Source organism: Streptomyces sp. NPDC026417 (assembly GCF_055567695.1).
This window is the reverse complement of the sequence record NZ_JBVHPY010000002.1, coordinates 328,123-349,217: the sequence shown is the minus strand read 5'-3', so window position 1 is coordinate 349,217 and position 21,095 is coordinate 328,123. Positions and strand designations below refer to the sequence as shown.

The 21,095-nt window shown below is 70.3% G+C and carries 19 protein-coding genes and 2 pseudogenes; 7 read left to right on the top strand and 14 right to left on the bottom strand.

Going from position 1 to position 21,095, the window contains the following annotated elements; all coding sequences use genetic code 11:
* Positions 1–121 precede the first annotated feature (121 nt).
* From ACZ4NT_RS04260 to ACZ4NT_RS04230, 7 genes are all read right to left on the bottom strand, one after another.
* The gene (locus tag ACZ4NT_RS04260; RefSeq protein ID WP_121409304.1) at positions 122–718 is read right to left on the bottom strand and encodes an ATP/GTP-binding protein; all 597 of its coding nucleotides are present in this window, start codon (positions 716–718) and stop codon (positions 122–124) included.
* Positions 699–1,073, bottom strand: coding sequence for a DUF742 domain-containing protein (locus tag ACZ4NT_RS04255; protein ID WP_121409303.1), 375 nt, complete (start codon positions 1,071–1,073; stop codon positions 699–701). Before ACZ4NT_RS04255 ends, ACZ4NT_RS04260 begins: the two co-directional genes overlap by 20 nt.
* Positions 1,066–1,497: a roadblock/LC7 domain-containing protein gene (locus ACZ4NT_RS04250; RefSeq protein WP_121409302.1), complete on the bottom strand. Its 432-nt coding sequence runs from the start codon at positions 1,495–1,497 to the stop codon at positions 1,066–1,068. Before ACZ4NT_RS04250 ends, ACZ4NT_RS04255 begins: the two co-directional genes overlap by 8 nt.
* The gene (locus tag ACZ4NT_RS04245; protein WP_467723265.1) at positions 1,494–3,647 is read right to left on the bottom strand and encodes a sensor histidine kinase; all 2,154 of its coding nucleotides are present in this window, start codon (positions 3,645–3,647) and stop codon (positions 1,494–1,496) included. Before ACZ4NT_RS04245 ends, ACZ4NT_RS04250 begins: the two co-directional genes overlap by 4 nt.
* 235 nt (positions 3,648–3,882) lie before the next feature.
* Positions 3,883–5,070 carry an NAD(P)/FAD-dependent oxidoreductase gene (locus ACZ4NT_RS04240; RefSeq protein ID WP_467723263.1) on the bottom strand — a complete coding sequence of 396 codons (1,188 nt, stop codon included), beginning with the start codon at positions 5,068–5,070 and terminating at the stop codon, positions 3,883–3,885.
* 87 nt (positions 5,071–5,157) lie between these two features.
* Positions 5,158–6,717 carry an amino acid adenylation domain-containing protein gene (locus tag ACZ4NT_RS04235; RefSeq protein WP_467723261.1) on the bottom strand — a complete coding sequence of 520 codons (1,560 nt, stop codon included), beginning with the start codon at positions 6,715–6,717 and terminating at the stop codon, positions 5,158–5,160.
* On the bottom strand, positions 6,684–8,633 hold the full coding sequence (locus ACZ4NT_RS04230; protein ID WP_183117271.1) for a beta-ketoacyl synthase N-terminal-like domain-containing protein: 1,950 nt from the start codon (positions 8,631–8,633) through the stop codon (positions 6,684–6,686). Before ACZ4NT_RS04230 ends, ACZ4NT_RS04235 begins: the two co-directional genes overlap by 34 nt.
* A gap of 683 nt (positions 8,634–9,316) precedes the next feature.
* On the opposite strand from ACZ4NT_RS04230, the gene ACZ4NT_RS04225 reads away from it, so the two are divergent.
* Positions 9,317–10,342, top strand: coding sequence for a GAF domain-containing protein (locus ACZ4NT_RS04225; protein WP_467723259.1), 1,026 nt, complete (start codon positions 9,317–9,319; stop codon positions 10,340–10,342).
* 94 nt (positions 10,343–10,436) lie between these two features.
* Positions 10,437–10,715, top strand: a pseudogene (locus ACZ4NT_RS04220) (DUF899 family protein); the annotation flags it as partial.
* On the opposite strand, the gene ACZ4NT_RS04215 reads toward ACZ4NT_RS04220, so the two are convergent.
* Together ACZ4NT_RS04215 and ACZ4NT_RS04210 are read right to left on the bottom strand one after the other, a co-directional pair.
* On the bottom strand, positions 10,716–11,273 hold the full coding sequence (locus ACZ4NT_RS04215) for a TetR family transcriptional regulator (RefSeq protein WP_121409296.1): 558 nt from the start codon (positions 11,271–11,273) through the stop codon (positions 10,716–10,718). It abuts the pseudogene before it with no gap.
* 10 nt (positions 11,274–11,283) lie between these two features.
* On the bottom strand, positions 11,284–11,865 hold the full coding sequence (locus tag ACZ4NT_RS04210; protein ID WP_121409295.1) for a sugar O-acetyltransferase: 582 nt from the start codon (positions 11,863–11,865) through the stop codon (positions 11,284–11,286).
* Between the two features lie 118 nt (positions 11,866–11,983).
* On the opposite strand from ACZ4NT_RS04210, the gene ACZ4NT_RS04205 reads away from it, so the two are divergent.
* Positions 11,984–13,882 carry an SMI1/KNR4 family protein gene (locus ACZ4NT_RS04205; protein WP_467723256.1) on the top strand — a complete coding sequence of 633 codons (1,899 nt, stop codon included), beginning with the start codon at positions 11,984–11,986 and terminating at the stop codon, positions 13,880–13,882.
* A 67-nt stretch (positions 13,883–13,949) separates the two neighbouring features.
* Here ACZ4NT_RS04205 and ACZ4NT_RS04200 read toward each other — a convergent pair whose 3' ends face one another.
* Positions 13,950–14,249, bottom strand: coding sequence for a YciI family protein (locus ACZ4NT_RS04200; protein WP_121409293.1), 300 nt, complete (start codon positions 14,247–14,249; stop codon positions 13,950–13,952).
* Positions 14,250–14,328: 79 nt separating this feature from the next.
* Entirely contained in the window at positions 14,329–15,276 is a 948-nt protein-coding gene (locus ACZ4NT_RS04195) for a LysR family transcriptional regulator (protein ID WP_467723254.1), read from the bottom strand.
* A 113-nt stretch (positions 15,277–15,389) separates the two neighbouring features.
* Between ACZ4NT_RS04195 and ACZ4NT_RS04190 the strand changes: the two genes are divergently transcribed.
* Positions 15,390–16,220: an inositol monophosphatase family protein gene (locus ACZ4NT_RS04190; RefSeq protein ID WP_467723252.1), complete on the top strand. Its 831-nt coding sequence runs from the start codon at positions 15,390–15,392 to the stop codon at positions 16,218–16,220.
* 96 nt (positions 16,221–16,316) lie between these two features.
* Entirely contained in the window at positions 16,317–16,943 is a 627-nt protein-coding gene (locus ACZ4NT_RS04185) for an NAD(P)-dependent oxidoreductase (RefSeq protein ID WP_467723250.1), read from the top strand.
* A gap of 15 nt (positions 16,944–16,958) precedes the next feature.
* Here ACZ4NT_RS04185 and ACZ4NT_RS04180 read toward each other — a convergent pair whose 3' ends face one another.
* The gene (locus ACZ4NT_RS04180; protein ID WP_467723248.1) at positions 16,959–17,795 is read right to left on the bottom strand and encodes an endonuclease/exonuclease/phosphatase family protein; all 837 of its coding nucleotides are present in this window, start codon (positions 17,793–17,795) and stop codon (positions 16,959–16,961) included.
* Positions 17,796–18,060: 265 nt separating this feature from the next.
* Between ACZ4NT_RS04180 and ACZ4NT_RS04175 the strand changes: the two are divergent.
* Positions 18,061–18,522: pseudogene (locus ACZ4NT_RS04175) on the top strand (flotillin domain-containing protein); the annotation flags it as partial.
* Between the two features lie 18 nt (positions 18,523–18,540).
* Here the strand turns inward: ACZ4NT_RS04175 and ACZ4NT_RS04170 are convergent.
* Positions 18,541–19,134: a dihydrofolate reductase family protein gene (locus ACZ4NT_RS04170; RefSeq protein ID WP_467723244.1), complete on the bottom strand. Its 594-nt coding sequence runs from the start codon at positions 19,132–19,134 to the stop codon at positions 18,541–18,543.
* Between ACZ4NT_RS04170 and ACZ4NT_RS04165 the strand changes: the two genes are divergently transcribed.
* Entirely contained in the window at positions 19,133–20,101 is a 969-nt protein-coding gene (locus ACZ4NT_RS04165; protein WP_467723242.1) for an aldo/keto reductase, read from the top strand. The genes ACZ4NT_RS04170 and ACZ4NT_RS04165 overlap by 2 nt on opposite strands.
* Positions 20,102–20,193: 92 nt before the next feature.
* Here ACZ4NT_RS04165 and ACZ4NT_RS04160 read toward each other — a convergent pair whose 3' ends face one another.
* Positions 20,194–20,925 carry a nucleoside/nucleotide kinase family protein gene (locus ACZ4NT_RS04160; RefSeq protein ID WP_467723240.1) on the bottom strand — a complete coding sequence of 244 codons (732 nt, stop codon included), beginning with the start codon at positions 20,923–20,925 and terminating at the stop codon, positions 20,194–20,196.
* Positions 20,926–21,095 lie beyond the last annotated feature (170 nt).

Sequence of the window (21,095 nt, the reverse complement as noted above, 5' to 3'; positions counted from 1 at the left end):
AGGGCTGCCGGGCCAGAAGTACGGCCATGCGGCTGCCGCACCCGCGAGATGATCTCCGACCTTGAAGATCTTGTCAGAGCCACATTCACGGGTGTACGCCGACAAGAATTTCCGATCGCGTCTAAGCACCGGCCACGGACGCGAGGCGGGCGGCCGCACGCGCGCGTGCCGCTCCCAAGACGGTCAGCAGGACTTCCTTGCTGGAGTCGCGGTCGCGCACGTCGCACAGCAGGACCGGTGTATCCGTGTCGAGGTCCAGTGCGGCGCGCACTTGCTCGGCCGAGCTTCCGCAGCGTCCATGGAAGCAGTTGACGGCTACCGCAAAGGGAATCCCTCTCTCCTCGAAAAAGTCGATCGAGGCGAAGGAGCTCTCCAGCCGTCGTGTGTCAGCGAGGACGACTGCACCGAGAGCGCCCGTGGCCAAGTCGTCCCACATGAACCAGAAGCGGTCTTGGCCAGGTGTGCCGAAAAGGTAGAGCACGAGTTCCGGGCCGATGGTGATACGGCCGAAGTCCATGGCGACCGTCGTCGACGACTTGGCCTCGACGCCGGTCAAGTTGTCGATGCCCAGGCTCGCTTCGGTCATGCGCTCCTCCGTCTGCAGAGGAGCAACCTCGCTCACGGAGCCCACCATGGTCGTCTTGCCCACGCCGAATCCTCCGGCGATGAGTATCTTCAGCGCTGTAGGCATGACCGGCTCAGAGTTCGCGAATTGCATCGATCACCCTTTCAATGACTTCTACGCTCGGCTGGGTGTTCCGTCCGGGCGGCGCCTGGACGAGGACCAGCGAAGCATCGAGCAAGTCGCCGCATAGCACCTTCACTACGCTCACCGGCAGGTTCAGCTGCGCGGCGATCTCGGCGACGGCCATCACCCGGCCTCGGCACAGTTCCAGGATCTGGGTCGCCTCCGGCTCCAGATGGCGGCGCTGTGCCTTCCCATCGGAACGTGCTACGACCTGGGTGATCAGGGTGAACCCGTGACGACCGTGGTGAGTGCGCCCGCGGGTGATGGCGTAAGGCCTCAGGTAGCGCCCGTCCTGCGGGCCGTCACGCCACTGTGGCTCAGCCATCCTGTGCAGGGCCGGCAGGCATGTGCTGGACACGGGGCGCTGCTGTCAGGTACTGGCCAACTTGCCTGACGAGGGTGGCCATCTCGAACGCAAGCATCCCGAGATCCACCTCATGCGAGGCGATCGCCGCCAGTCGGGCTCCTGAGCCGGCGGTAGTGATGAAGAGAACCGCCCTCTCCATCTGGATGACCGACTGCTGGACGGATCCGCCCCGGAATCGGTCGGAAGCGCCGCGGGCCAAGGCGTGGACGCCTGAAGCCACGGCGGATAGATGTTCGGCGTCATCGCGATGCATGGTCTGGGACTTGCCAATGAGGAGACCGTCCCCAGAGAGCACGACGGCGCACTGGATCTCTGGGATCCGTTCCACCAGGGTGTCCAGGAGCCAGTCCAGGCCTTTGCCGCTGTGTACCGTGTCAGTCATTGCGTGGGTTCCTCACCGTTCGTCGGCATTGGGGGTGCCGATTCGTCCTGCCACCCGCGGACGTTGCGTGCCTCGTTGCTCAGTCCGGCCCGCCTGATTCCCGCGTCGATGGCAGCCATCGTGCGGGCCGCCGCCTGCGGGTCGAGGAACGCGTCGTGGACCTCGCCCGCGCCGGGATCGTTCGGCGTCGGCTCGCGCCGCAGTTCCGGCGCGAGGCTGGCGCGCCTCACACGCCGCGGCAGGACGTCGGGGTGGTCAAGGGTGTCAGCGGGCATCAGGCCTGGAACTGCATGCTCTTGAGGAGGCCCCGGCTCTGCCGGAGGCCTCTGGCGATGTGGAAGGCCGTGTCCCGGAACATCAGCTGCGGACATGCCCGAGTTGACGGGATGTCCCGTGCTCTCTTCCGGGTGCCTGGCGCGGCTGGGCTGTGCGTACCCCGTCGGGGCTGTCCGGCCGGGGGGGTCAACAACGGGCCGGGCGTGATGTCCTGGAGGCGGAGGAAGCAGTCCGGCACCTCCGTACTCAGGAAAGCCGCTGTAGTCCGGCACAGGCGAATGGGTGACCGGCTCGTCCAGCGATCCTCTGTTGGCGCCCACGCTCGGCAGCGCGTCGCGCTCGGTCGACGATCGGCCGCCGGTGACGGCTGGCGAGGGCGCTTCGGGCCGGCTCACAGCTGCCCGGCCCGTGGCCTGTGCTGCCGACTGCAGCTGGTCGAGGACCGGCGAGGGAACAACTTCCAGCAGTTCACTGGGCAGAAGGACGAGCGCGAGGGTGCCGCCGTAATCGGATGCGCGCAGGACCACCCTGATGCGGTGTCTCTCGGCGAGCTTCGCCACCACGAAGTGCCCCAGGCGTGGGTCTTCGCCCAGGGCCGTCATGTCGATCCGCGGCGGGTGCGCGAGCAGCTCGTTGGCGTGGTCTCGCTGCTGCGGCTGGATGCCGAGGCCTTGGTCCTCGATCTGCAGGGCCAGTCCTCGGGCCACCTTTGCCGCTCTGACCGTGACCTGCGTGTCGGGTGGGGAGAATTGGGTGCCGTTCTCGATGAGTTCTGCAAGAAGGTGCGTGACGTCTCCCACGGCCCGGCCCGCCAGGGCGACCCTCCGGTCGTCCGGCGTGTTCACGACGTGCACCCGGGTGTAATGCTCGGTCTCCGCCACTGCGCCACGCATCACGTCGGTGATGGAGGTAGGCGGTGTGGTGGTGCGGCGCCCGGAAGTGGCACCGCTGAGAATCATCAGGTTCTCCGTGTGCCGTCGCACGCGGGTGGCCAGGTGGTCGACCTTGAAGATGTCCTTGAGGAGATCGGAGTCCTCGTGCTTGCGTTCGAGGTCGTCCAACAGGTTGATCAGGCGATGAATGAGGGTCTGGGCGCGGCGGATCAGCTGGCCGACGACCTTCTCCGTGCCCTGGCGTCCCTGGGACTGCCGCATCGTGCTCTGGGCGGCAATGCGGACCAGCTGGTCGATGTGGGTCGAGAGTTGAGCGATGTGGTCCTGATCAGTCGCCTGCGGTCCGAACGGGACGAGTGCATCGAGATCTATGCGTTCGCCGCGCTCTATTCGGTTCAGAAGATCAGGCAGGTGTGTCGCCCAATGCTGCGTACCCTCCTGGAGTGCGGAAAGGCGTCCGAGTGTCGAGCGCCGGGCGTCCCGGGCGCGTCTGGCCAGTACCGCGGCGCCCACGGCGACAGCGAGGGTGATGCCGCTGCTCACCAGTGCGACAAGAAGCAGCTCGTCGGCCCGGTCATCTTCGGTGCCCGCCAGACTGTCCGGCGAAGCGGCGGTCGGCGCCCCTGAGCTGCCGAGCAGACTTTCGGTGGCCGGCGTCCGCGAGAATGCCGCAGCCGGAAACGGTGCGCCTGGGCCGCCGGTCACGCCATGGTCGTGGGGAGCCAGGTTGTTCCACTGCGCACTCAGGGCGGGTTGCCCGTCCCGCGGCTGGGCCGGCGACTCGTCCGGCCGCGCGACGGAGGAAGGGGGGTCCGCGTCGTCGTGTTGCTGGATCTGCTGCTGCGCGAGGCTTGCGACGGTAAAGCCCCCGAGCCCGGTCAGACAGACCAGAGGCACAACGAACGGGACGCCGAGGGAGGATCGCAGAGATCTGCGCTGAGTGACGCGGGGTTGTGGCCGCTGGTCGCGGTTGCCTGGCATCTGGATTCCTCGTGCAGCAGCGATACACCGGTGCGGAAAGCGGTACGCGACCGTCGGTCCCCGCGGAGTGACTGCTCACTCTGTTCGAAGGTCAACGTGGCTTGCACCGTATCAGGATCATCGCGCAGCGTCACACTCGGGCCATGGCAACTGGTTTGTGTGCACTGGTAGTTGAGCCTTTTATCGGCGCCCCGTGCTGGGGAAGTGCCGGGCTTTGCACTGCTCTTGGGAGCGGTCACAGGAGTTCGAGGAGCCGAGGCGTGTAGAGGTCGTGCGGAGAAGCGATGCCGGCCACCATGTCGAGGTAGATCGCGACGAGTTCCGGGTCGGACTGGATGGCCCGAAGCAGGGAGAGACGTTGGCCGTGAGGGGTGGCCAGCTGGGCGACGCCGAGCGTGGCCTCGTAGCCCGGGGTGAGTGTCGTGTCCCGGCGCTCCGCGAACCGGGCCAGCGACGCGTCGAGCTTCACGGGATCGCCACCGAGCGTGTCTCCCACCTCGGCGACGAGGCTTTCTACCTGCTGGAAGGCATCGCTGATGCCTCGTGCCGTGATGGAGTCCTTGTGATGCCCGGCATCCCCGACCAGGACCCAGCCGGGCCCGACCGCCTGCCTGAAGAAGTTCTGCTGATCCCCGCTGCCACGCAAGCGCTCCACCGGTGCACTTCCCCGCAGCCTCTCGTGCAGTGCCGGCGCGGTGAGGCGAATCTGCTCCTGGTAGGCATGCCGTGCGTTGGTGCGGATTTCGGCGAAGCGGGACTGCGGGAAGTAGGCCAGTACGAGGGTGGCGTCGTCGTGTGTGGGCACGCTTGCCACCCAGCCTCCGGGGCGCTCGTAAAGCTCAAGGTCGGCGGGTACATCCGGCCAGTAGGTGTAGTACGCGCAGGTCAGCAGAGGATCCCGCCTGACGTACGGGGCTGCGGCCAACTGGGCGACCGTGGACCGCATGCCGTCAGCGCCGATGACCAGGCGAGCCGATTCCCTGAAACTCCGGTCGCCGTACCGGCCCTCGACGCCGACGACCCGGTCTGCCCTGTCCCGCAGCAGCCCGGTCACGCGGCTCCGCTCGCGGAACTCGACCCCGGCCGCGATGGCAGCGTCGACCAGGAGGGCGTCCAACACCCGGCGCCGTGGCGCAAACGCTACTTGCTGGCCGGCCACGCCTCGGGCGCAGCCCGCGATGCGGATGTCGGCGACCTCGTAAACGGTGCGCTTCAGGGGCGGGCATCCTGAGGCACGGACCTGCTCCAGAACTCCCCACCGGGCGAGCGCCGCGATGCCTGGCTGGTGGATGAGGTGCGTGGAGAGGGTGTCGGAGCCGTAGCCGGACCTGTCGAGGAGGAGCACGCGGTAACCCGCACGGGCCAGCAACAGGGCGGCTGACGCGCCGGCGCAGCGCGCGCCCACCACGATGGCGTCGTACATGCGGGTTCCTCATATCGGGCTGGGAGCCTTGGCTCGGGGCAGAGAACGGGGGCGCGGTGTAGGGGGCTGGGACCTGAGTGGGCGTGATCAGCGCGAGTTGGCCAGTTCGTCGAGCAGCGCCCTTCGATCGATTTTGCCGTTGGCGTTGAGCGGGAGCTGTTCCAGGACGGTGATCCGGCGGGGCAGCATGTAGGGCGGCAGCTGCCTTTGCAGGGCTGCGAACAGCCGGTCGGTGCCGCGGCAGAGGCCGCTCACCGCAGCCTGCAGTTCCAGTTCACCGTCTGCGGCGGGCAGGGTGATCACGGCAGCGTCCTGTACCTCCGGGTGCGCCCGTAGTGCGGCCTCGATTTCACCCAGTTCGATGCGGTGGCCGCGGATTTTGACCTGTTGGTCGGTTCGGCCCAGGTGCACCAGGTGGCCGTTCTGGACGGTGACCCGGTCTCCTGTCCGGTACCAGTGCTCGGGTGTCGGACGGTCGCCGGCCGGTTGAAGGTCGGTGGTGAGGAAGCGGCCTGTGGTGTGGGCCGGATCAAGGTAGCCGGAGAACCGCAGCGGGCCTCGTACGCACAGCTCTCCGCTGTCACTGGGCCGTCCGTCTTCGTCCAGCAAGAGCAGATCAAGGCCTGGATGCGGACTTCCGATGGGTGCGGTGCCGTTGGGTGTGCTCGGCCAGGCGGCCATGTCGTCGGGAAGCCGGTAGGCGGTGCAGGAGATCGTCAACTCGGTCGGCCCGTACAGGACCTCCAGCCGGCTGTTCGGAGCTGCGAGTCGCCACTGGCGGGCCGCTTGCAGAGTGAGCGGTTCGCCGCCGAAGAGGCTCCACCGCAGCGTCGGCATGCTGCCCGGGGCAAGGGTGCCCAGAAGGGAGGCGAAGGAAATGAGGGACGGGACGGAGAACCAGTGCGTGAGTCGCAGGCTGGTGATGGTCTTCACCGGGGACAGCAGCTGGCTGCGTTGGGGGACGACGAGCGTGCCGCCGCCCGCCCACGCGACGAACAGGTCGTGCACCGAACCATCGAAGGTCAGCTCGAAGGTCTGCGACAGGCGACTGCCCGGCCCGATGTCGTATCGGTCCGCCACGAGTTCCAGGTAGGCGCAGATACTCCGGTGGGTGATGGGTACGCCCTTGGGAGTGCCGGTCGATCCAGAGGTGAAGATGACGTACGCGAGGTCGTCGGGACCCACGTGCCGGTGCGCAACCGCGGTCGAAAGAGCCCCAGCCGGGGCCGGCGGCTCATCCGGGCCGGCGACGAGGACGGGGATCCCGAGGTCGGGGACGCTGTCGACGGACTCAGCCAAAATGAGATCGAGTTCGGCTGCCGCGACGATCTGGGCCGTCCGTTCCGCGGGGTACTCCGGGCTCAGCGGCACGACAACGGCGCCCGCGCGCAGAACGGCGAGATAGCCGGCGTACGCCGTCACCGATCGTGCGGCCATCAGCCCGACCCGCCGCGGGCGCCGGCCATCCGGCGTCGTGACGAGACGCGCAGCGAGCCGCTCCACCTGGTCGTGCAGTTCTCGATAGGTCAGTCGCACCGAACCGACCTCGAGGGCCGTCTCACCCGGGTACGCGGCCGCCGAGCGGGCGAACCAGTCGAACAGAGTGCGCAGCTTCACCGGGCCACTGCCAGTAGCGCACGCGTCCACTGCCGCAGCTCGCCGACTGTACGCAGCCGGCCGAACCCTTCAGGGTCGACCTCCCGTTGGCTGCGTTTGCCGAGTTCGACCACTATGCGCAGTTTCGCCAGCGAGTCGATGCCGATCTCGGTGAGAGTCGAGTCGTCGTCGAAGCTGGTGCGAGCGTGCTCGCGCAGTACCCAAGCCGCCAGGTCGGTCTCGTCTTCGTGCGTTTCGCCGGGCCAGTACCGTTTGGTCTGCCAGGGGTAGGCGGGCAGCGGTACGTAGTGGCCGGCATCGCCGAAGAGCGCCGCCCAGTCCAACGCCTCGCCGCGGCAGTACCGGTCTGCGGCAGCCGACAGGGGACGTCCGCCGACGGCCGCTGTCCCGGTGAGAGCGGCCGCCAGTTCCCCATGGCTGGAGCCGACCACGGCGATCCGGTGATCGTGGTGCCGGCGCCGGGTGGCCGCGCTGAAGCAGATGTCCCGGAGCGCGTGGGCCTGGCCGGCGCCGCCGGGGCCGAGGTAGTCGGCGTAGGAGCGGGCGAGGTCCTGGAGAGCCGCCGTGCTGTGGGCGGAGAGTGCCAGAACGTACGGCGTGCCGGCCGATGCCGGACTGGTGAGGGGGGCCGCGGACTCGAACTGGCTGAGCACTACGTGGGCATTCAGAGCTGACGAGCCCTGTCCGCTCACCCCGGCAACGGCGGGCCGGCCAAGGTCCGGCAGCGGCTGGACTTTGTCCGGGACGACAAGGGGAAGCCGGTCCCAATCGACACGAGGGTGGGGCGTCTGCAGGTTAAGGCTGGCGGGAACCTCACGGTGGGCCAGGCACAGCACGGCCTTGATCAGTCCGGCCAGGCCGCCGCCTGCCTCCGCGTGCCCGATGTTGGTTTTGACGGACCCGACGAGGAGCGGGCGGTCCGCGGGACGTCCAGCGCCCATCACTTCGCCGAGTGCGCTCAGCTCCAGAGGGTCGAGCGCCGGCGAGCCGGCGCCGTGAGCCTCGACGTAGTCGACGTCGGCCGGATCCAGACCGGCGTCCTCGTAGGCCCAGCGCAGTACGTCCAGTTGGCCCTGGAGCGAAGGGTTGAGGACCGTGTCGCTGGTGCGGCCGTCGTTGCCGATGGCACTGCCGCGGATGACAGCATGGATCCGGTCGCCGTCGCTGAGCGCGTCCGTCAGCCGCTTCAGGACGACGACTGCCACGGCGTCGCTGGGGGCGTAGCCGTCCGCGTCCGCGTCGCCGAACTTGCAGCGTCCGTCGCTCGACATTGCTCCGGCATGCGAGAGAACGAGGCTTTCGTCCGGGCGCAGAGCGATGTTCACGCCGGCAGCCAGGGCCAGCGGGCTCTCTCCCGAACGCAGGCTTTGGACGGCTTGGTGGACGGCTACCAGCGACGAGGAGCAGGCCGTGTCGACGACGATGCTCGGGCCGCGGAAGTCGAAGAAGTGGGATATCCGCGCAGACAGCAGGGATCGGAAGTTGTGGAGTTGGGCGGCCGTCGCCGATTCCGGGCCCTGCCGCAGAGCGGCCTCGAGCGAGTCGGCACGGGTGTTGCCCACGAACACCGCGCTCCGGCTCCCCGCCAGAAGGTCGGTGCGCTGCCCCGCGTCCTCCAGGGCCTCCCACGCGGTCATCAGCAAGAGCCGTTGCTGCGGGTCGAGTTCGGTCGCCTCGGTGGCCGACATGTTGAAGAAGTCGGCGTCGAAATCGGCAACGCCGTCGATGTAGCCCGCTCGGCGTCCTGCTATTCGGCCCCGTCTGGGCTCAGAGGAATGAAGGGCGTCGGCGTCGAAACGATCTCGCGGTGTCTCACTGAGGGAGCTGCCGCCGGCCTTCAGCAGGTCCCAGAGGTCGCTGGGTCCTGACGCCCCCGGCAGGCGGCAGGCCATGCCGATCACCGCGACCGACCGAGCGTCCACGTCGGACTTGCGGTACCTGGTCATCGAGAACTCCGTTTCGTACATCGCTCCGTTGTGGAGCAGTCGACCTTGATCACTGCACCTAGCCATAGATATCCGCCGCCGGGCAGCCGGAACCGGACTGTGACCGGAAGATCAGCGGGACACGCGCACCGGCGGCTGATCGCCGGCTTGCTCACCGTCCGCTCACACCTCGGCAGGCCACTCATTCCGGCCAACATTGGGCTTCCGCGCCGATTCGCCCGACTACGTGATGGAGCCCTGGAGCCTGGCGCAAAACCCGTTGTCAGGCCCTGCGAGGCAGGTACCGCTGCCCCCTGTCGGATGGCACTGGCGCGCAGTCGTGCACTCAACCCACCTCCAGAAAACGAACATGCATTCGGGTTTGCCTCTTCGCGCCGAGGTGCTCTGGCAGTGTCGAAAACCGGTCCACCGCACGATTGTCGGGCGCAATATCGTTTCCGTTCGAGGAGGCGGCCTGGAATGACGAGAAGTGATCGGTGATGGTTGAAACATCAAAGGACCTGGGCAGCCTTCCCGGATGCCCAGAGGCTGGTCACAGCGACACGCTGTGAAGACGACCCGGAACCTCGGCGGGCGCGCTGCAACTTGCGTTGGCCGCAATGGTGTTGGCAGAGTGACAACCGGGAGGGCAAGGTCCTGCGGGGCGGACCACGGAGCCGGGATCTCTGCTTTGATCTAGCCTCATGGACTCCCACGATCCCCTTGAGGCGTTCCGTCGCACTGGACCGGAACGGACCCGTCGGCTGACGATTCTCGGCCTCAACGCGCCCGACGCGGAAGCCACATTCGATCGCGTGGCACGACTGGCCGCCCGCCTGACGCAAGCCCCGTTGGCCATGGTCAACTTCATCAGCGACGAGCGCCAGATGTTCCGCGGCATGTACGTGCCCCCTGCATCCCCCGACGCAGGAGTGGACGTCGACGGTGGCGGCATACCCTTCGATCTCAGCGCACTCGGACGCGAGGCGCCCGGCGAGTACGGCTTCTGCCCGCACGTCGTTGCTCAACGATCCCAACTCGCCCTGCACGACGTGTTCGACTACCCCCGGTTCAAGGGCAACCCGCTGGTCAACGACCTCAACGTCCGCTCCTATCTGGGCACTCCGCTGCTCGACAACGTCGGGCAGGTCCTCGGCACCGTCTGCGTCGCGGATTTCCGGCCCCGGCGCTGGGACGACCAGATCATGGACGCCATGACGGAACTGACGGCGACCCTGCAATCGGAATTCAAGCTGCGCGACAGCCTCCTCGCCCAGCAGCAGGAACTTTTCGCCGTCTTCGACGGGGCACAGTTCCCGATCATGCTCACCGAGGGTCCCGATCACCTGCTGCGCTACGCCAATCGCAAGCAAGGGGAGGCCTTCGGCCAGGTGCCACAGTTCAGCCCCGCCCGACACGTTCTCCCCGGGCTCGACCAGGTTGGCGTGTTCCGTGCCATGGACGACGCCCTGCGCCAAGGACAGCCCACCACACTGTCCAAGGTCACCCTCCGTCCGTACGACTCCGAGACGCCGCAGGCCTTCAGCTTCATGTGCACACCCGTGCGCACCGCTCCAGGCGCGCCCTTCAAGGGTGTCCTCACGGTAGCGATGAACGCCGTGGGACAGGCATACGGGGGCGACAACCCGCAGACTTTCGCAGCCAACCTGCAGGGCCAGTTCGAACAAATGGGTTCGGGCGCATTTGCCCACCCCGATACCGGGCGGTAGACGCGGCAGACAGCGCCACGATGGCCGCGTACGGCTGACGAACGGGCTGACGCGGACAGCGAGTCCTGTTGTCGTCGTCGCGGTCATCAGCTGGAAGGACGCGGTCCACCTGAACGCCCGCGGGGTCTCGTTGGCCTTCCTGACCACCGAACGCTGGGAAGAGGTGGCCTCCTTCGTGGAGTTCATGGGCTGCACCGAGCCCTGGTACTCGGTGCGCGACGTGGCGCCGACGGTCGGCGGCGAGATGGGTCACCTCACCTCCTTCCTGCGCGACGGCGACCGCGCTTTTCTCACCTGTTCCACGACGGGACGCGGCAACGAGCGGGTGAACGGGGCGCTCGGCACGGCGGTCAGGACCGTGCCGCACGGGCGGTCAGGAGGCCGGCGCACCGGCGGCGGTGATGCGGGTGATCGCGTCGAGCGTGAGGGCGCGGTCGTGCGGCTCGGTGGCCAGGGCCCGGTGCAGGGTGAGGCCTTCGATGAGGGCGTCGAGCTGGCGGGCGGTGGCGGGGTCGAAATGCCTCTCCAGGTGGACGCGGCTGCGGCGCATCCACTCGTGGGTGAGTTCCCGGTAGGCGGGCCGGCGGGCGGCGAGGGTGTACAGCTCCTGGGCGAGCACGAGGTCGCGCCGGTTGCCCGCGGACAGCGCGTGCACGAGGTCGGCCACGGCCGCTCGGGCCTGACCCGCGTCGGCCGGTGGGGACAGGTGGGCGTCGAAGACGGCGACGATGTGGTCGGTGAAGCGGCCGAACGCCTCACGGAGCAGGTCGTCGATCCCGCTGAAGTGATACGTCATCGACCCCAGCGGCACACCGGCCCGCGTGGCGATCCTGCGATGGGAGACGCCTGCGGTGCCCTCGTCGGCGATGAGGTCGAGAGTGGCGGCGAGGATGCGTTCGCGGCGCTGGGGGTCGGTGCGTCCGGTGGCCATGGCGACGCGCTTACAGGTTCCGCACCACGCGGGCGGGGTTGCCGACCGCGACGACGTTCGCGGGGACGTCCTTGGTGACGACGGCACCCGCGCCGATGACGGAGTTGTCCCCGATGGTGACGCCGGGCAGCACAATGGCGCCGCCGCCGATCCAGACGTTGTCCCCGATCGTGATGGGCCGGGCGGCTTCCAGCTTGTCGCGCCGGGGCTGCGGCTCCAAAGGGTGGGTGGGCGTGAGGAGTTGGACGTTCGGTCCGATCTGGCAGTCCTCGCCGATGGTGATGGCCGCGACGTCCAGAGCGGTGAGGTTGTAGTTGGCGAAGGTGCGTGCGCCGATGGTGATGTTGCTGCCGTAGTCGACGCACAGGGGCGGCCGGACGTGCGCCTCGTCGCCGAGCGCGCCGAGCAGCTCGGCCAGGACCGGCCGGGCACCGTCCGCGTCCTCGGCGTAGGCGGCCTGGTAGCGGGCGGCCAGGCGTACCGCGTCCTGCTGGCGGCGGGCGATCTCGGGGTCGTCGGCGATGTAGAGGTCCCCCGCCTCCATGCGCTGCAGGTTCGTGCGCGGGTCGTCCGCGAAGTGGTCCGTCGGCATGCGTACGATCGTACACCCCGGAGTGTACGAACGTACGCTTCGCGTGGTGCGTGCACCTCGGGCGGGGTCATTCCGCGCCGGGGGCGCCGTTGTCAGTGCCGGGTGGCACCATCCGGACATGACTGGGGAGTCCTTCGACTGGCATGGTTTCCTGCGGCGTTGGCAGGAGGAGTGGGTCCCGCGCGCGGCCGACGACGTGTACGAGGACGACGAGCGGCCGGCCGGCCACCCGGGGATGCCCGGGGCGGACGAGGCGGCGATCGCCGCCGCGGAAGCGCGGCTGGGCCGGCGACTGCCGCCGTCGTACCGGGAGTTCCTCGCCGCGAGCGACGGATGGGACGTGGGCCAGACGGCCGGGATCTACCGGCTCGGCGGCGTCGCGGACATCGACTGGTTCCAGGACCCGCACGGCATGGCCGACCTGTACGAGGAGAACCTGGGCGACGACCCGTGCGAAGAGGACGTCCTGCTGGCCGGGATGTGGCGACGGGCGCTCCGGCTGGAGACGGACTCCGACATGTCGTACGCCCTGCTCGACCCCGGCGACAGCGACCCGGACGGCGAGTGGGCGCTCTACGTCCACAAGGGCTGGAGCGGTGAACTGCCCGACCGCTACCCGTCATTCCGGGCCTACATGGAAGCCATGTACCGCCACTTCCACTCCGACCGGGTGGAGCGCGACGACTTCGTGAACGCGACCACGCGCACCCAGGACGCCCGCGTGGAGGAGGCCCGACTGCTCGCCCTGCGCGGACGGTACGAGGAAGCCCTGCCGCTGCTCGAGGAAGCGCTGTCGTTCGGACGGCCGCGCAGCGGACCGCTGCTGGACCAGCTCAGGCATCTGCTGGATCCGCACAACAGCCGGAGCTACGGCGGCCTGGTGGCCGACCCGTGCTACCTGCCCGAGATCCTTCCCGTGGAGGCCATGGCGCCGGCGCGCGGAGCGTCGCGGCTCGGCGGGGACGACCATTGGCTCGGGATGATGGCCGCCCGCGGCGCCGCCCGGCAGACCGCCGAGGCCGTACTGCACGCCATGCGGGACGGCAGCCATCGCTACGTGCCCGAGGGGCCGTGGGGCCGGGCCGTCGCCGAGGCCCGCAGGGCGGCGCGCTGGGGGCGGACCGACCCCGCGTGGCGGACGCTGCGGGAGGCGCTGCCCCTGTGGGAGGCGCCCGGACCCTTGCTGATCGCCCCCGTCGGCCTGCTCGCCGATCCGGTCCTGGGCCCGCTGGTCACCCCGGAGCGCGGACGGGAGATCCTCGCGACACCGCGGGCCGGGCGGACGGGACCCGCTCCCGACCCGGTGCCCGACCTCGACCCGCCGGGCCTGGCCTGGCTGACGGGGCCCGAGGCGAACCGGCGGCCGCACGACGGATACCGCTGCGTCTGGGCCGAGGGCGTCGACCCAGACGGCCTCCCCGCCCTGATCGGTGAGGAGGGCGCCGGGCTGAGCGCACCCGAGGACGCGCGCGAGTCGTCCTGGCGGCGCCGCGGGGCATTCGAGCGGGAGGGCGTGGAACCCTGGGAGGACCGGGCCGTCGTCGCCGTCGGTCGCGCCGCCGGAGCCTGGGCCTTCGCCTTCGACGGCCACCCCGGACACCTCGGCGAACGGTTCGTGTCCTTCGCTCCGGCCGCGTCCACGTCCGGCCGGGCGGTGGTGCTGTGGCGCGAACCGAGCCGCTCGTCCCCGGGCGACCGTCCTCCGACCGCGTTCCATCTGTCGGTGGCCGAACAGGGCGAGGAACTCTGGGCGTTCACCGTGCGGGGTACGGAGACCGAGCGCTCCGGTGCGATACCCGAGGCACTGGACCCGGCCCGCCTCTTCCGCCCGCAGGACACCGAACAGGCGGGAGAACTGCGCATGTTGGAGGCCCTGCACGCCGAACTCGGCCTGTCGTTGCCGCGCTTCGCGCTGACGCGAGGCGCGCTCCACACCTTCACGACCCGGTCCTGGACCCGTGCGCCCCGCGCGGGCGAGTCGTTCGCCTACATCCGCCTGGTACGGCACCGGCCCTGAACCCGGGCGGGCCCGTCTCCCTGCGGAGGCGGGCCCGCCCGGGACACCGGCGCGGTCCGCGCCCGCGTCACGCCGGGAGCTGCTCCCTGTACGGCTCCAGCGCGGGCGCCGTCTTCGTCGCGATGAACTCCGTGATCCGGTACGCGCAGACGCCGGCGGTGGTGAAGGGGTCCGCCGCCGCGATGCGCTCGGCCCGGTCCCGGTCGATGCCCGCCGCGAGGATCACCCCGCCGTCACGCGGGTCCTTGCGGCCGGAGGCGATCACGACGCCCTCCTCGTACAGGGTGCCCAGCCATGCCACATGGGCTTCGAGGTGCTCCTCGACGCGCTCGATGGGAGCCGTATAGGTCAATTCCATGACGAACATGATCCGTAGATTAGCCGGGCACCTGCGGCGCTCCGCCGCGCGGGCGCCCGGTGCGGTGACCGGGACGAGTCCGGCCCGTTCAGTCCCGTGGCTCGGCCTCCGGGTGGGCCTTCGCGAGGTCGTCGGCGGAGTCGCACGCTCGGCGCAGCGCGGTCCGGGCCTGGGCGCGCAGCCAGCTGTGCGCCGGGTCGTTGTCGTACCGCTGGTGCCAGGCGAGGTGCACGGGGATGGCGGGCATGGCGAGGGGCAGGGGCCGGGTGTGCAGGCCGAAGTCCTCCAGGAGGGGGCGGCTGACGAGTCGGGGGACGGCCGCGACCAGGTCGTGGTGGCGGAGGAACTGCAGGGCCGTGGCGTTGGTCGGCGCCGCCGCCACGACCTGACGGCTCAGGCCCTGCGCCTCCAGCGCGTCGTCGACGGGGTCACGCAGCCGTCCCCGGCGGGAGACGGTGATGTGCTGGGCGGCCGCGTAGTCCTCCGGGGTGAGCGGGCCGTGGCACAGGGGGTGCGAGGGGCGCAGGGCCAGGACGAGCCGGTCGTGGCCCACGATCTCGTGGCGGATCTCGGGTGAGGAGGGCGCGCTCGATCCGGTTTCGAGGTCGATGTCCCCGCGCCGCGGGTCGTGCGTGTCGGTACCGGCCTCGGCCAGGAACCGCAGTCGCACCCCCGGTGCCCCGGCGCGCAGGGAGCCGAGCAGCGCGGGGCCGGCCGCGGCGGCCAGGGCGTCGTGCCACTTCAGGACGAAGGTCCGCTCCAGGGACGCCAGGTCGACATCGGTGTCGGGGGAGAGGACCGCCTGCGCCTGCTGCACGAGGTCGTGCACGGTCGTGCGCAGCGCGAGGGCACGGGGGGTCGGAGTCATGGTCCGGCCGGTGCGTACCAGGATCTGGTCGCCGGTGGCCCGGCGGATACGGCCCAGGGTACGGCTCATGGCAGGGGGCGAGACGTGGAGGCGGGCGGCCGCGTCCGTCACGCTGCCCTCCTCCAGCAGGGCGTCGAGCGCGGTGAGCAGATTCAGATCCAGTTGCATGAGAGTAAATCCAGTCGTAGCCACATTGCATTTGCCGTCAATCATGCCTGGACCTAACGTCGAAGGCGAACGGCCGAGAGGCCAAACTGCCCCTTCTGCGTTGGGAGTTGCTCATGCACGCCTTCTCCGACCTCGGTGCCGCCGACGGAACCGACCGGCTCGAAAGGGTCCTGGAGGACACCGTGGCCGCCGTGCGGGCAGCCGGCGCGCACCTGCGGGAGCGCCACGACGTGACCGCGCGCCCGGGCGACCTCGACGAGATCGTCCGCGCCATCGACGCCAACGACGAGGCCGTCCTGGCACGCGTCCGGCGGCCGCTGCTCGACGCGCGCCCCGGCTCGCGGTGGGCGGAGGACGAGTTGGCCGGCGGCCCGCTGCCCGAGGGCGAGTGGTGGGTGGTGGACGCGGCCGAGGGCAACATCAACCACATCCACGGAATGGCCGATTGGGGAGTGACCGCCACACTGGTGCGCGACAGCGCTCCGGTGCTGACCGTGGTCCACCTGCCGATCACCGGTGACACCTACACCGCCGTCCGGGGCCGGGGAGCCTTCCTCAACGGTGAGCCCCTGCGCTCGTCCGCCAAGACCGACCTGCGGGCCGCCCTGGTGGGCACCGGCCAGGCCAGGCCCGGTGAGAGCGAGGAGGCCCTCCGGCGCATGGGCGCCTCGGTGACCGCCATGCTGCTCAGTGCCCTCGTCGTACGGGTCTCGGTGCCGGCCACCTTGCAGCTGATCCACGTCGCGTCCGGCCGCATGGACGCCTTCTGGCAGTTCTCCGACGTGCGTTCCGGCCTGCTGCCCGGCGCGCTGCTGGTGTCCGAAGCCGGCGGTACGGTCACCGACACCCGGGGAGAGCCGTGGAGCCTGAGCAGCAGCGATCTGCTGGCGTCGGCTCCCGGCCTGCACGCCGAGGCCGTCGACGTCCTGTCCGGCCGGAGTTGACCCGAGCCGCCCGGCCCGCACCCATGACGTGTCGTCAACTTCTTGTCGTGCAACCCACTTCATCCATCTCCCCTGTCAGTGCAACCGGAGAGCAACGTGAAAATCGCCGTACTCGGTTCCACCGGGCGGACGGGCCGCCTGGTGATCGCCCGCGCCCTGGAGCGCGGACACGACGTCCTGGCCCTCGCCCGCAGGCCGGAGGCGGTCGACACGCCGGCGGCCGGCGGGAACCTGCGGGTCGTGCGGGCGGACGTGTCCGATCCCGGCAGTGTCGCCGCCGCTGTCGCGAGTGCCGACGTCGTGGTGAGCGCCCTGGGTGTCTCCCGGAAGCAGGACGCCGCAATCCTCTCCGACGGCGCCCGTCAGATCGCCTCGGCCGGCCCGCGCGTCATCTGGCTCACCTCGCTGGGCACGGGTGCCACCGAGGGGGCGCTCGGCGCCGTCACCGGCGCGCTCCTCAAGCGCATGCTGCGCCACGAGTGGCACGCCAAGGACGTCGCCGACCGGATCGTCCGCGCCGCGGGCGGAACCACCGTCCATGCCGGCCCGCTGACCGCCCGGCCCTACCGGGGCGACGGACGCCTCACCCGCGCCGAGGAGTTCGCGCCGCGGACGATCCCGCCCTCGGCGCCGCGTGCGGGGATCGCCGCGCTCATGGTCGCGGAGGCGGAGACGCCGTCGTTCCCCGACGCGGACACCGTCGCCCGGTTCGGGGGCGGTTGAGCGACTGACGACCCGTCAGGTCGGGTCGACGTCGGCGTACAGCATGTGGTGGTCCGAGTACCGGGTCGGCTGCACCCGGTGCCGGAGCGGTGCGACACCGCGCAGGAAGACGTAGTCGAACTTGCTCTGCCAGTCGGTGGTCGGCTTGCAGGCGCCGGTGTGCGACGGGTGGCACTGCGGGTCCGTGTCCGTGGCCAGTGCCCAGATCCGGGCGAGCTCGGGGGCGTTCGGTACGGCGTTGAAGTCGCCGAGGACGATCGCGCGTTCGTGCCGGGCGACCTCCGCGGCGAGGACCCGGGTCTGGTCCGCCCGGACGGCCTCCTGACGCCGTTGCGCCAGGTGCGTGTTGAAGACCCGGACCGTCCGGCCGCCCACCGTGGTGGTCACCGCCATGTACCCGCGGTCCTCGGAACCGCCTTCGGGGTACTCCGCGGTGACGACGTCCTTCATCGGTGCCGCCGAGAGGATCGCCTGGCCGTACGCCCCCGGACTCCACGGCGCTCCTCCGCAGCGCCCCCACTTCCGGAGCACCGACCCGTACTCGACGTGGTAGACGAGCCCGTAGAAGCTCTCCAGGTCGTCCCGGATACGCTCCACGTCGCGTACGCACGCCTCCTGGAGGCCGACGACCTGGGGTGCGTACGTGGCGATCTCCGCCGCCCGGTCGACGTCGCCCGCCTCGCAGGGGTTGCAGAGGTTCCACGTCATGAGCCGGTTCGGTACGACGTCCGCGGCGGCTCCGGCGGGCAGCGGCCGGGCGGAGGGAGCACCGCTCGGTGCGCTGGGGCCGACGAGCACCACGCAGGCCACGACCACGGCGCCCGCGAGCAGACGCGTGCCGCTACCGAGCACCTGCGCCTCCCCTCATCGGCCCCTCGTGCATCCGAGGTCTTCGGACACCAGGTTATGGGGCGTCCGGTCGGCGCCGCGTATGGGTGCTCGATCTCGTCCCGAGGCGGGTCGTCGGGAGTGCCCCGCACGAGCGGAACGGGGCGCGGTCCCGGCATCGAAGGCGTGTGAAGACTGCCGGAATCCGGCCATGACCGTCATGCCCGGCGAGCGGGAAGATCACCGCGACGTGGCGTGAAGGCGGCAGGGGGACTCTCGTGACGTTGTGGCCGAGGTGGACGCACAGCGGTCCCGCGTGACCGGTGAGGGGAGAGGGCGCACCGTGCGGCGCTCGCCGACGCGGTCCGCATCGAGGGGGAGGCGGAGGCCGCCGCGATCGGGGCGAAGAGTGCCGCTCAGGCCGGGGCGGTGCGGAAGAAGGCCGACGCTTTCGCGCGGTACGGCGGCCGTTCTGGAGATGCTCGTCGAGGCCGTGCCCCAGGTCGTCGCCCACGCGTCCGAACCCCTCGGCGCGATCGGCAGGATGACCGTCATCTCCACCGACGGAGCGAGCCGCCTCCACCGGACGGTCGTGGACAACGTCGCTCCGGGCGTCGAACTCCTCACCTCCGCCCCGGGAGTCGACCCGTCCGCACTGCTGGGGAACCTCACCGGACGGACGGAGGGCGCGGAGCCCGCCACCACCGTGCCCGCTCCCGGCAGGGCCAGCGGAAGGATCGAGGTCGCGGGTGACCGAGTCCCCGCGGACTCAGCCGTGCAGGGTGGGCCGGTAGACGAGCTCTTGGATGTCGCCGTCGAGCGTCCGGCACTCGACGAGCCGGAGATCGAAGTCGGCCGCACCCGCGAAGATCGGATCCAGCCCGGTGCGGCCGGTGATCACCGGGAAGAGCGTCACCTGGACGCGGTCGACCAGACCGGCGGCCATCAGCGCCCGGTTCATCGACAGGCTGCCGTGCGAGCGCAACGGCACCTCGGACTCTTCCTTGAGCCGGGCGACGACGTCGACGGCGTCGCCGCTCGCGACCTGCGCGTCCGGCCAGTCGAGGGGGCCTTCCAGGGTGGTCGACACGACCGTTGCCGGCAGGCTCCTCATCCGGGTGACCCACGGGTCGCGCACCTCGGACTCCTCGGTGGCGCCGGCCAGCATCCGCGCGAACGCGCGATAGGTGTGGGCGCCGAAGACCATCCGCTGCTCCCCGTCGTAGAGCGCGAGGCGGTGGTCGAGGAGTTCGTCGGCCCCGCCCGCGGCGCCGGTGCGGGGGAGTGCCGGGAGGGGGTGTCTTGGGTACCGTCGCCCCTGGGGTGAGGCGCGCCCCGCCTCCGTGACGGCAGGAGTGAGCATGCAGTACGTGAAGCTGGGCGCGACGGGTCTGGACGTGTCCCGGATCTGTGTGGGGTGCATGAGTTTCGGCCTCCCCGACCGGGGCTCCCATGAGTGGACGCTCGACGAGGAGGCGTCCCGACCGCTGATCCGGCAGGCGCTCGAGGCCGGGATCAACTTCTTCGACACGGCGAACGTCTACTCCGACGGGACCAGCGAGGAGATCGTCGGCAAGGTGCTGGCGGATCTCGCGCGCCGGGACGAGGTGGTCATCGCGACCAAGGTGAACGGCGCGATGCACCCGGGCCCGAACGGCCGCGGCCTGTCCCGCAAGGCGATCATGACGGAGATCGACAAAAGCCTGCGCCGCCTGGGCACCGACCACGTCGACCTCTACCAGATCCACCGCTGGGACGCGGTCACCCCCGTCGAGGAGACGATGGAGGCCCTGCACGACGTGGTCAAGGCGGGCAAGGCCCGCTACATCGGGGCGAGTTCGATGTACGCCTGGCAGTTCTCCAAGGCCCAGTACACGGCCCGGCTCAACGGGTGGACGCGGTTCGTCTCCATGCAGAACCACTACAACCTCCTGTACCGGGAGGAGGAGCGCGAGATGCTGCCGCTCTGCCGGGACCAGCGGGTCGGTGTGCTGCCCTGGAGCCCGCTCGCCCGCGGACGGCTGGCCCGGCCGTGGAACACGGAGAGCGCGCGGAGCCGCACCGACGAGTACGGGAAGAAGCTCTACCAGGAGGGCGACCGCGGCATCGTCGACACGGTCGGCCGGATCGCCGCCGAGCGCGAGGTGCCCCGGGCCCGGATCGCCCTCGCCTGGCTGCTGCGGCAGAGTCCCGTCACCGCCCCCGTCGTCGGTGTCACCAAGGCGGGGCAGCTGGACGACGCCGTCGCCGCCGTCGACCTGGAGCTGACCGACGAGGAGACCGAACGACTGGAGCAGCCGTACACCCCGCGGGCCGTCAGCGGCCACTGACGCCCGCCGCGCCGGGCCGCGGCCCCCGCTCGCCCACCGCCCGGGCCGGGCCTGTGCCGATCCCGCCACCGGCGCCCGGTCCGGTGCAGCGCTCAGCCGTGCGACACCGGACCGGTGTCGCGCTCAGCCTGCGACAGGAGTGCCGCCGGTACCACCAGGTCCGCGCGGTCGCGTGTGGTGGCCACCAGGTCGGCGTTGCGCTGGTCCGTGCCGAGGACCCAGGCCACCGCCGTGGCGTGGTCCTTGCCGAAGCGTTCGTGGCGGCCGACGAGCCGCCGTACGCGCTCCTCCTCGTCGAGCTCGCAGAACCAGACCTCGTCCAGCTGGGCGCGCACACGTGCCCAGTCGCCGTCCGGGACGAGCAGGTAGTTGCCCTCCGTGACGACCAGTCGGGCGTCCCGAGGCACCGGAACGGCCCCCGCGAGGGGCTGCTCCAGGGTCCGTTCGAAGCCCGGCGCGTAGACGACGTCGTCCTCGTCCGCGCGCAGCCGGCGCAGCAGTGCCGCGTAACCCGCGGCGTCGAACGTGTCGGGAGCGCCCTTGCGGTCCCTCCGCCCGAGCCGGTCCAGCTCGGCGTCCGCGAGATGGAAGCCGTCCATGGGGACATGCGCCGCCCATGGCGCCGCGTTCCCGTTCAACGCCTTCACCAGGTGCTCGGCGAGCGTCGTCTTGCCCGCCCCCGGGCTGCCCGCGATGCCGAGCACGGCGCGGCGGCCGGGACGTACGAGCGCCGCCGCCCGCTTCAGCAGATCGCCGAAGGAAGGATCGCCGGAGGTCGGGGCGTCGGAGGACGGATCGTCGGGAGTCGGGTCGTCGAAGGTCATGAACGCGCTTCCTCGTTCGGTGCTCGGACGGGTGCCGGCAGGACTCACGGGGATGACACCCCCCATCTCGGGAAGACGCTTCCCGAGATCGTGGAAGGAGTATGAACCGACGATGCCCGCAGCCGACCAGCCCATGCGCCCCCGGCCTCGCGCGGCTGACGCAAGCGATC

Excerpts from the sequence above, each read along its gene's own strand:
- ACZ4NT_RS04225 (WP_467723259.1), top strand. The coding sequence starts at position 9,317 with ATGGACTCCCACGATCCCCTTGAGGCGTTCCGTCGCACTGGACCGGAA.
- ACZ4NT_RS04165 (WP_467723242.1), top strand. The coding sequence starts at position 19,133 with ATGCAGTACGTGAAGCTGGGCGCGACGGGTCTGGACGTGTCCCGGATC.
- ACZ4NT_RS04255 (WP_121409303.1), bottom strand. The coding sequence starts at position 1,073 with ATGGCTGAGCCACAGTGGCGTGACGGCCCGCAGGACGGGCGCTACCTG.
- ACZ4NT_RS04160 (WP_467723240.1), bottom strand. The coding sequence starts at position 20,925 with ATGACCTTCGACGACCCGACTCCCGACGATCCGTCCTCCGACGCCCCG.
- ACZ4NT_RS04190 (WP_467723252.1), top strand. The coding sequence starts at position 15,390 with ATGCACGCCTTCTCCGACCTCGGTGCCGCCGACGGAACCGACCGGCTC.
- ACZ4NT_RS04170 (WP_467723244.1), bottom strand. The coding sequence starts at position 19,134 with ATGCTCACTCCTGCCGTCACGGAGGCGGGGCGCGCCTCACCCCAGGGG.
- ACZ4NT_RS04230 (WP_183117271.1), bottom strand. The coding sequence starts at position 8,633 with ATGACCAGGTACCGCAAGTCCGACGTGGACGCTCGGTCGGTCGCGGTG.
- ACZ4NT_RS04245 (WP_467723265.1), bottom strand. The coding sequence starts at position 3,647 with ATGCCAGGCAACCGCGACCAGCGGCCACAACCCCGCGTCACTCAGCGC.
- ACZ4NT_RS04215 (WP_121409296.1), bottom strand. The coding sequence starts at position 11,273 with ATGGCCACCGGACGCACCGACCCCCAGCGCCGCGAACGCATCCTCGCC.
- ACZ4NT_RS04250 (WP_121409302.1), bottom strand. The coding sequence starts at position 1,497 with ATGACTGACACGGTACACAGCGGCAAAGGCCTGGACTGGCTCCTGGAC.
- ACZ4NT_RS04260 (WP_121409304.1), bottom strand. The coding sequence starts at position 718 with ATGCAATTCGCGAACTCTGAGCCGGTCATGCCTACAGCGCTGAAGATA.
- ACZ4NT_RS04200 (WP_121409293.1), bottom strand. The coding sequence starts at position 14,249 with ATGTTCGTCATGGAATTGACCTATACGGCTCCCATCGAGCGCGTCGAG.
- ACZ4NT_RS04205 (WP_467723256.1), top strand. The coding sequence starts at position 11,984 with ATGACTGGGGAGTCCTTCGACTGGCATGGTTTCCTGCGGCGTTGGCAG.
- ACZ4NT_RS04210 (WP_121409295.1), bottom strand. The coding sequence starts at position 11,865 with ATGCCGACGGACCACTTCGCGGACGACCCGCGCACGAACCTGCAGCGC.
- ACZ4NT_RS04240 (WP_467723263.1), bottom strand. The coding sequence starts at position 5,070 with ATGTACGACGCCATCGTGGTGGGCGCGCGCTGCGCCGGCGCGTCAGCC.
- ACZ4NT_RS04195 (WP_467723254.1), bottom strand. The coding sequence starts at position 15,276 with ATGCAACTGGATCTGAATCTGCTCACCGCGCTCGACGCCCTGCTGGAG.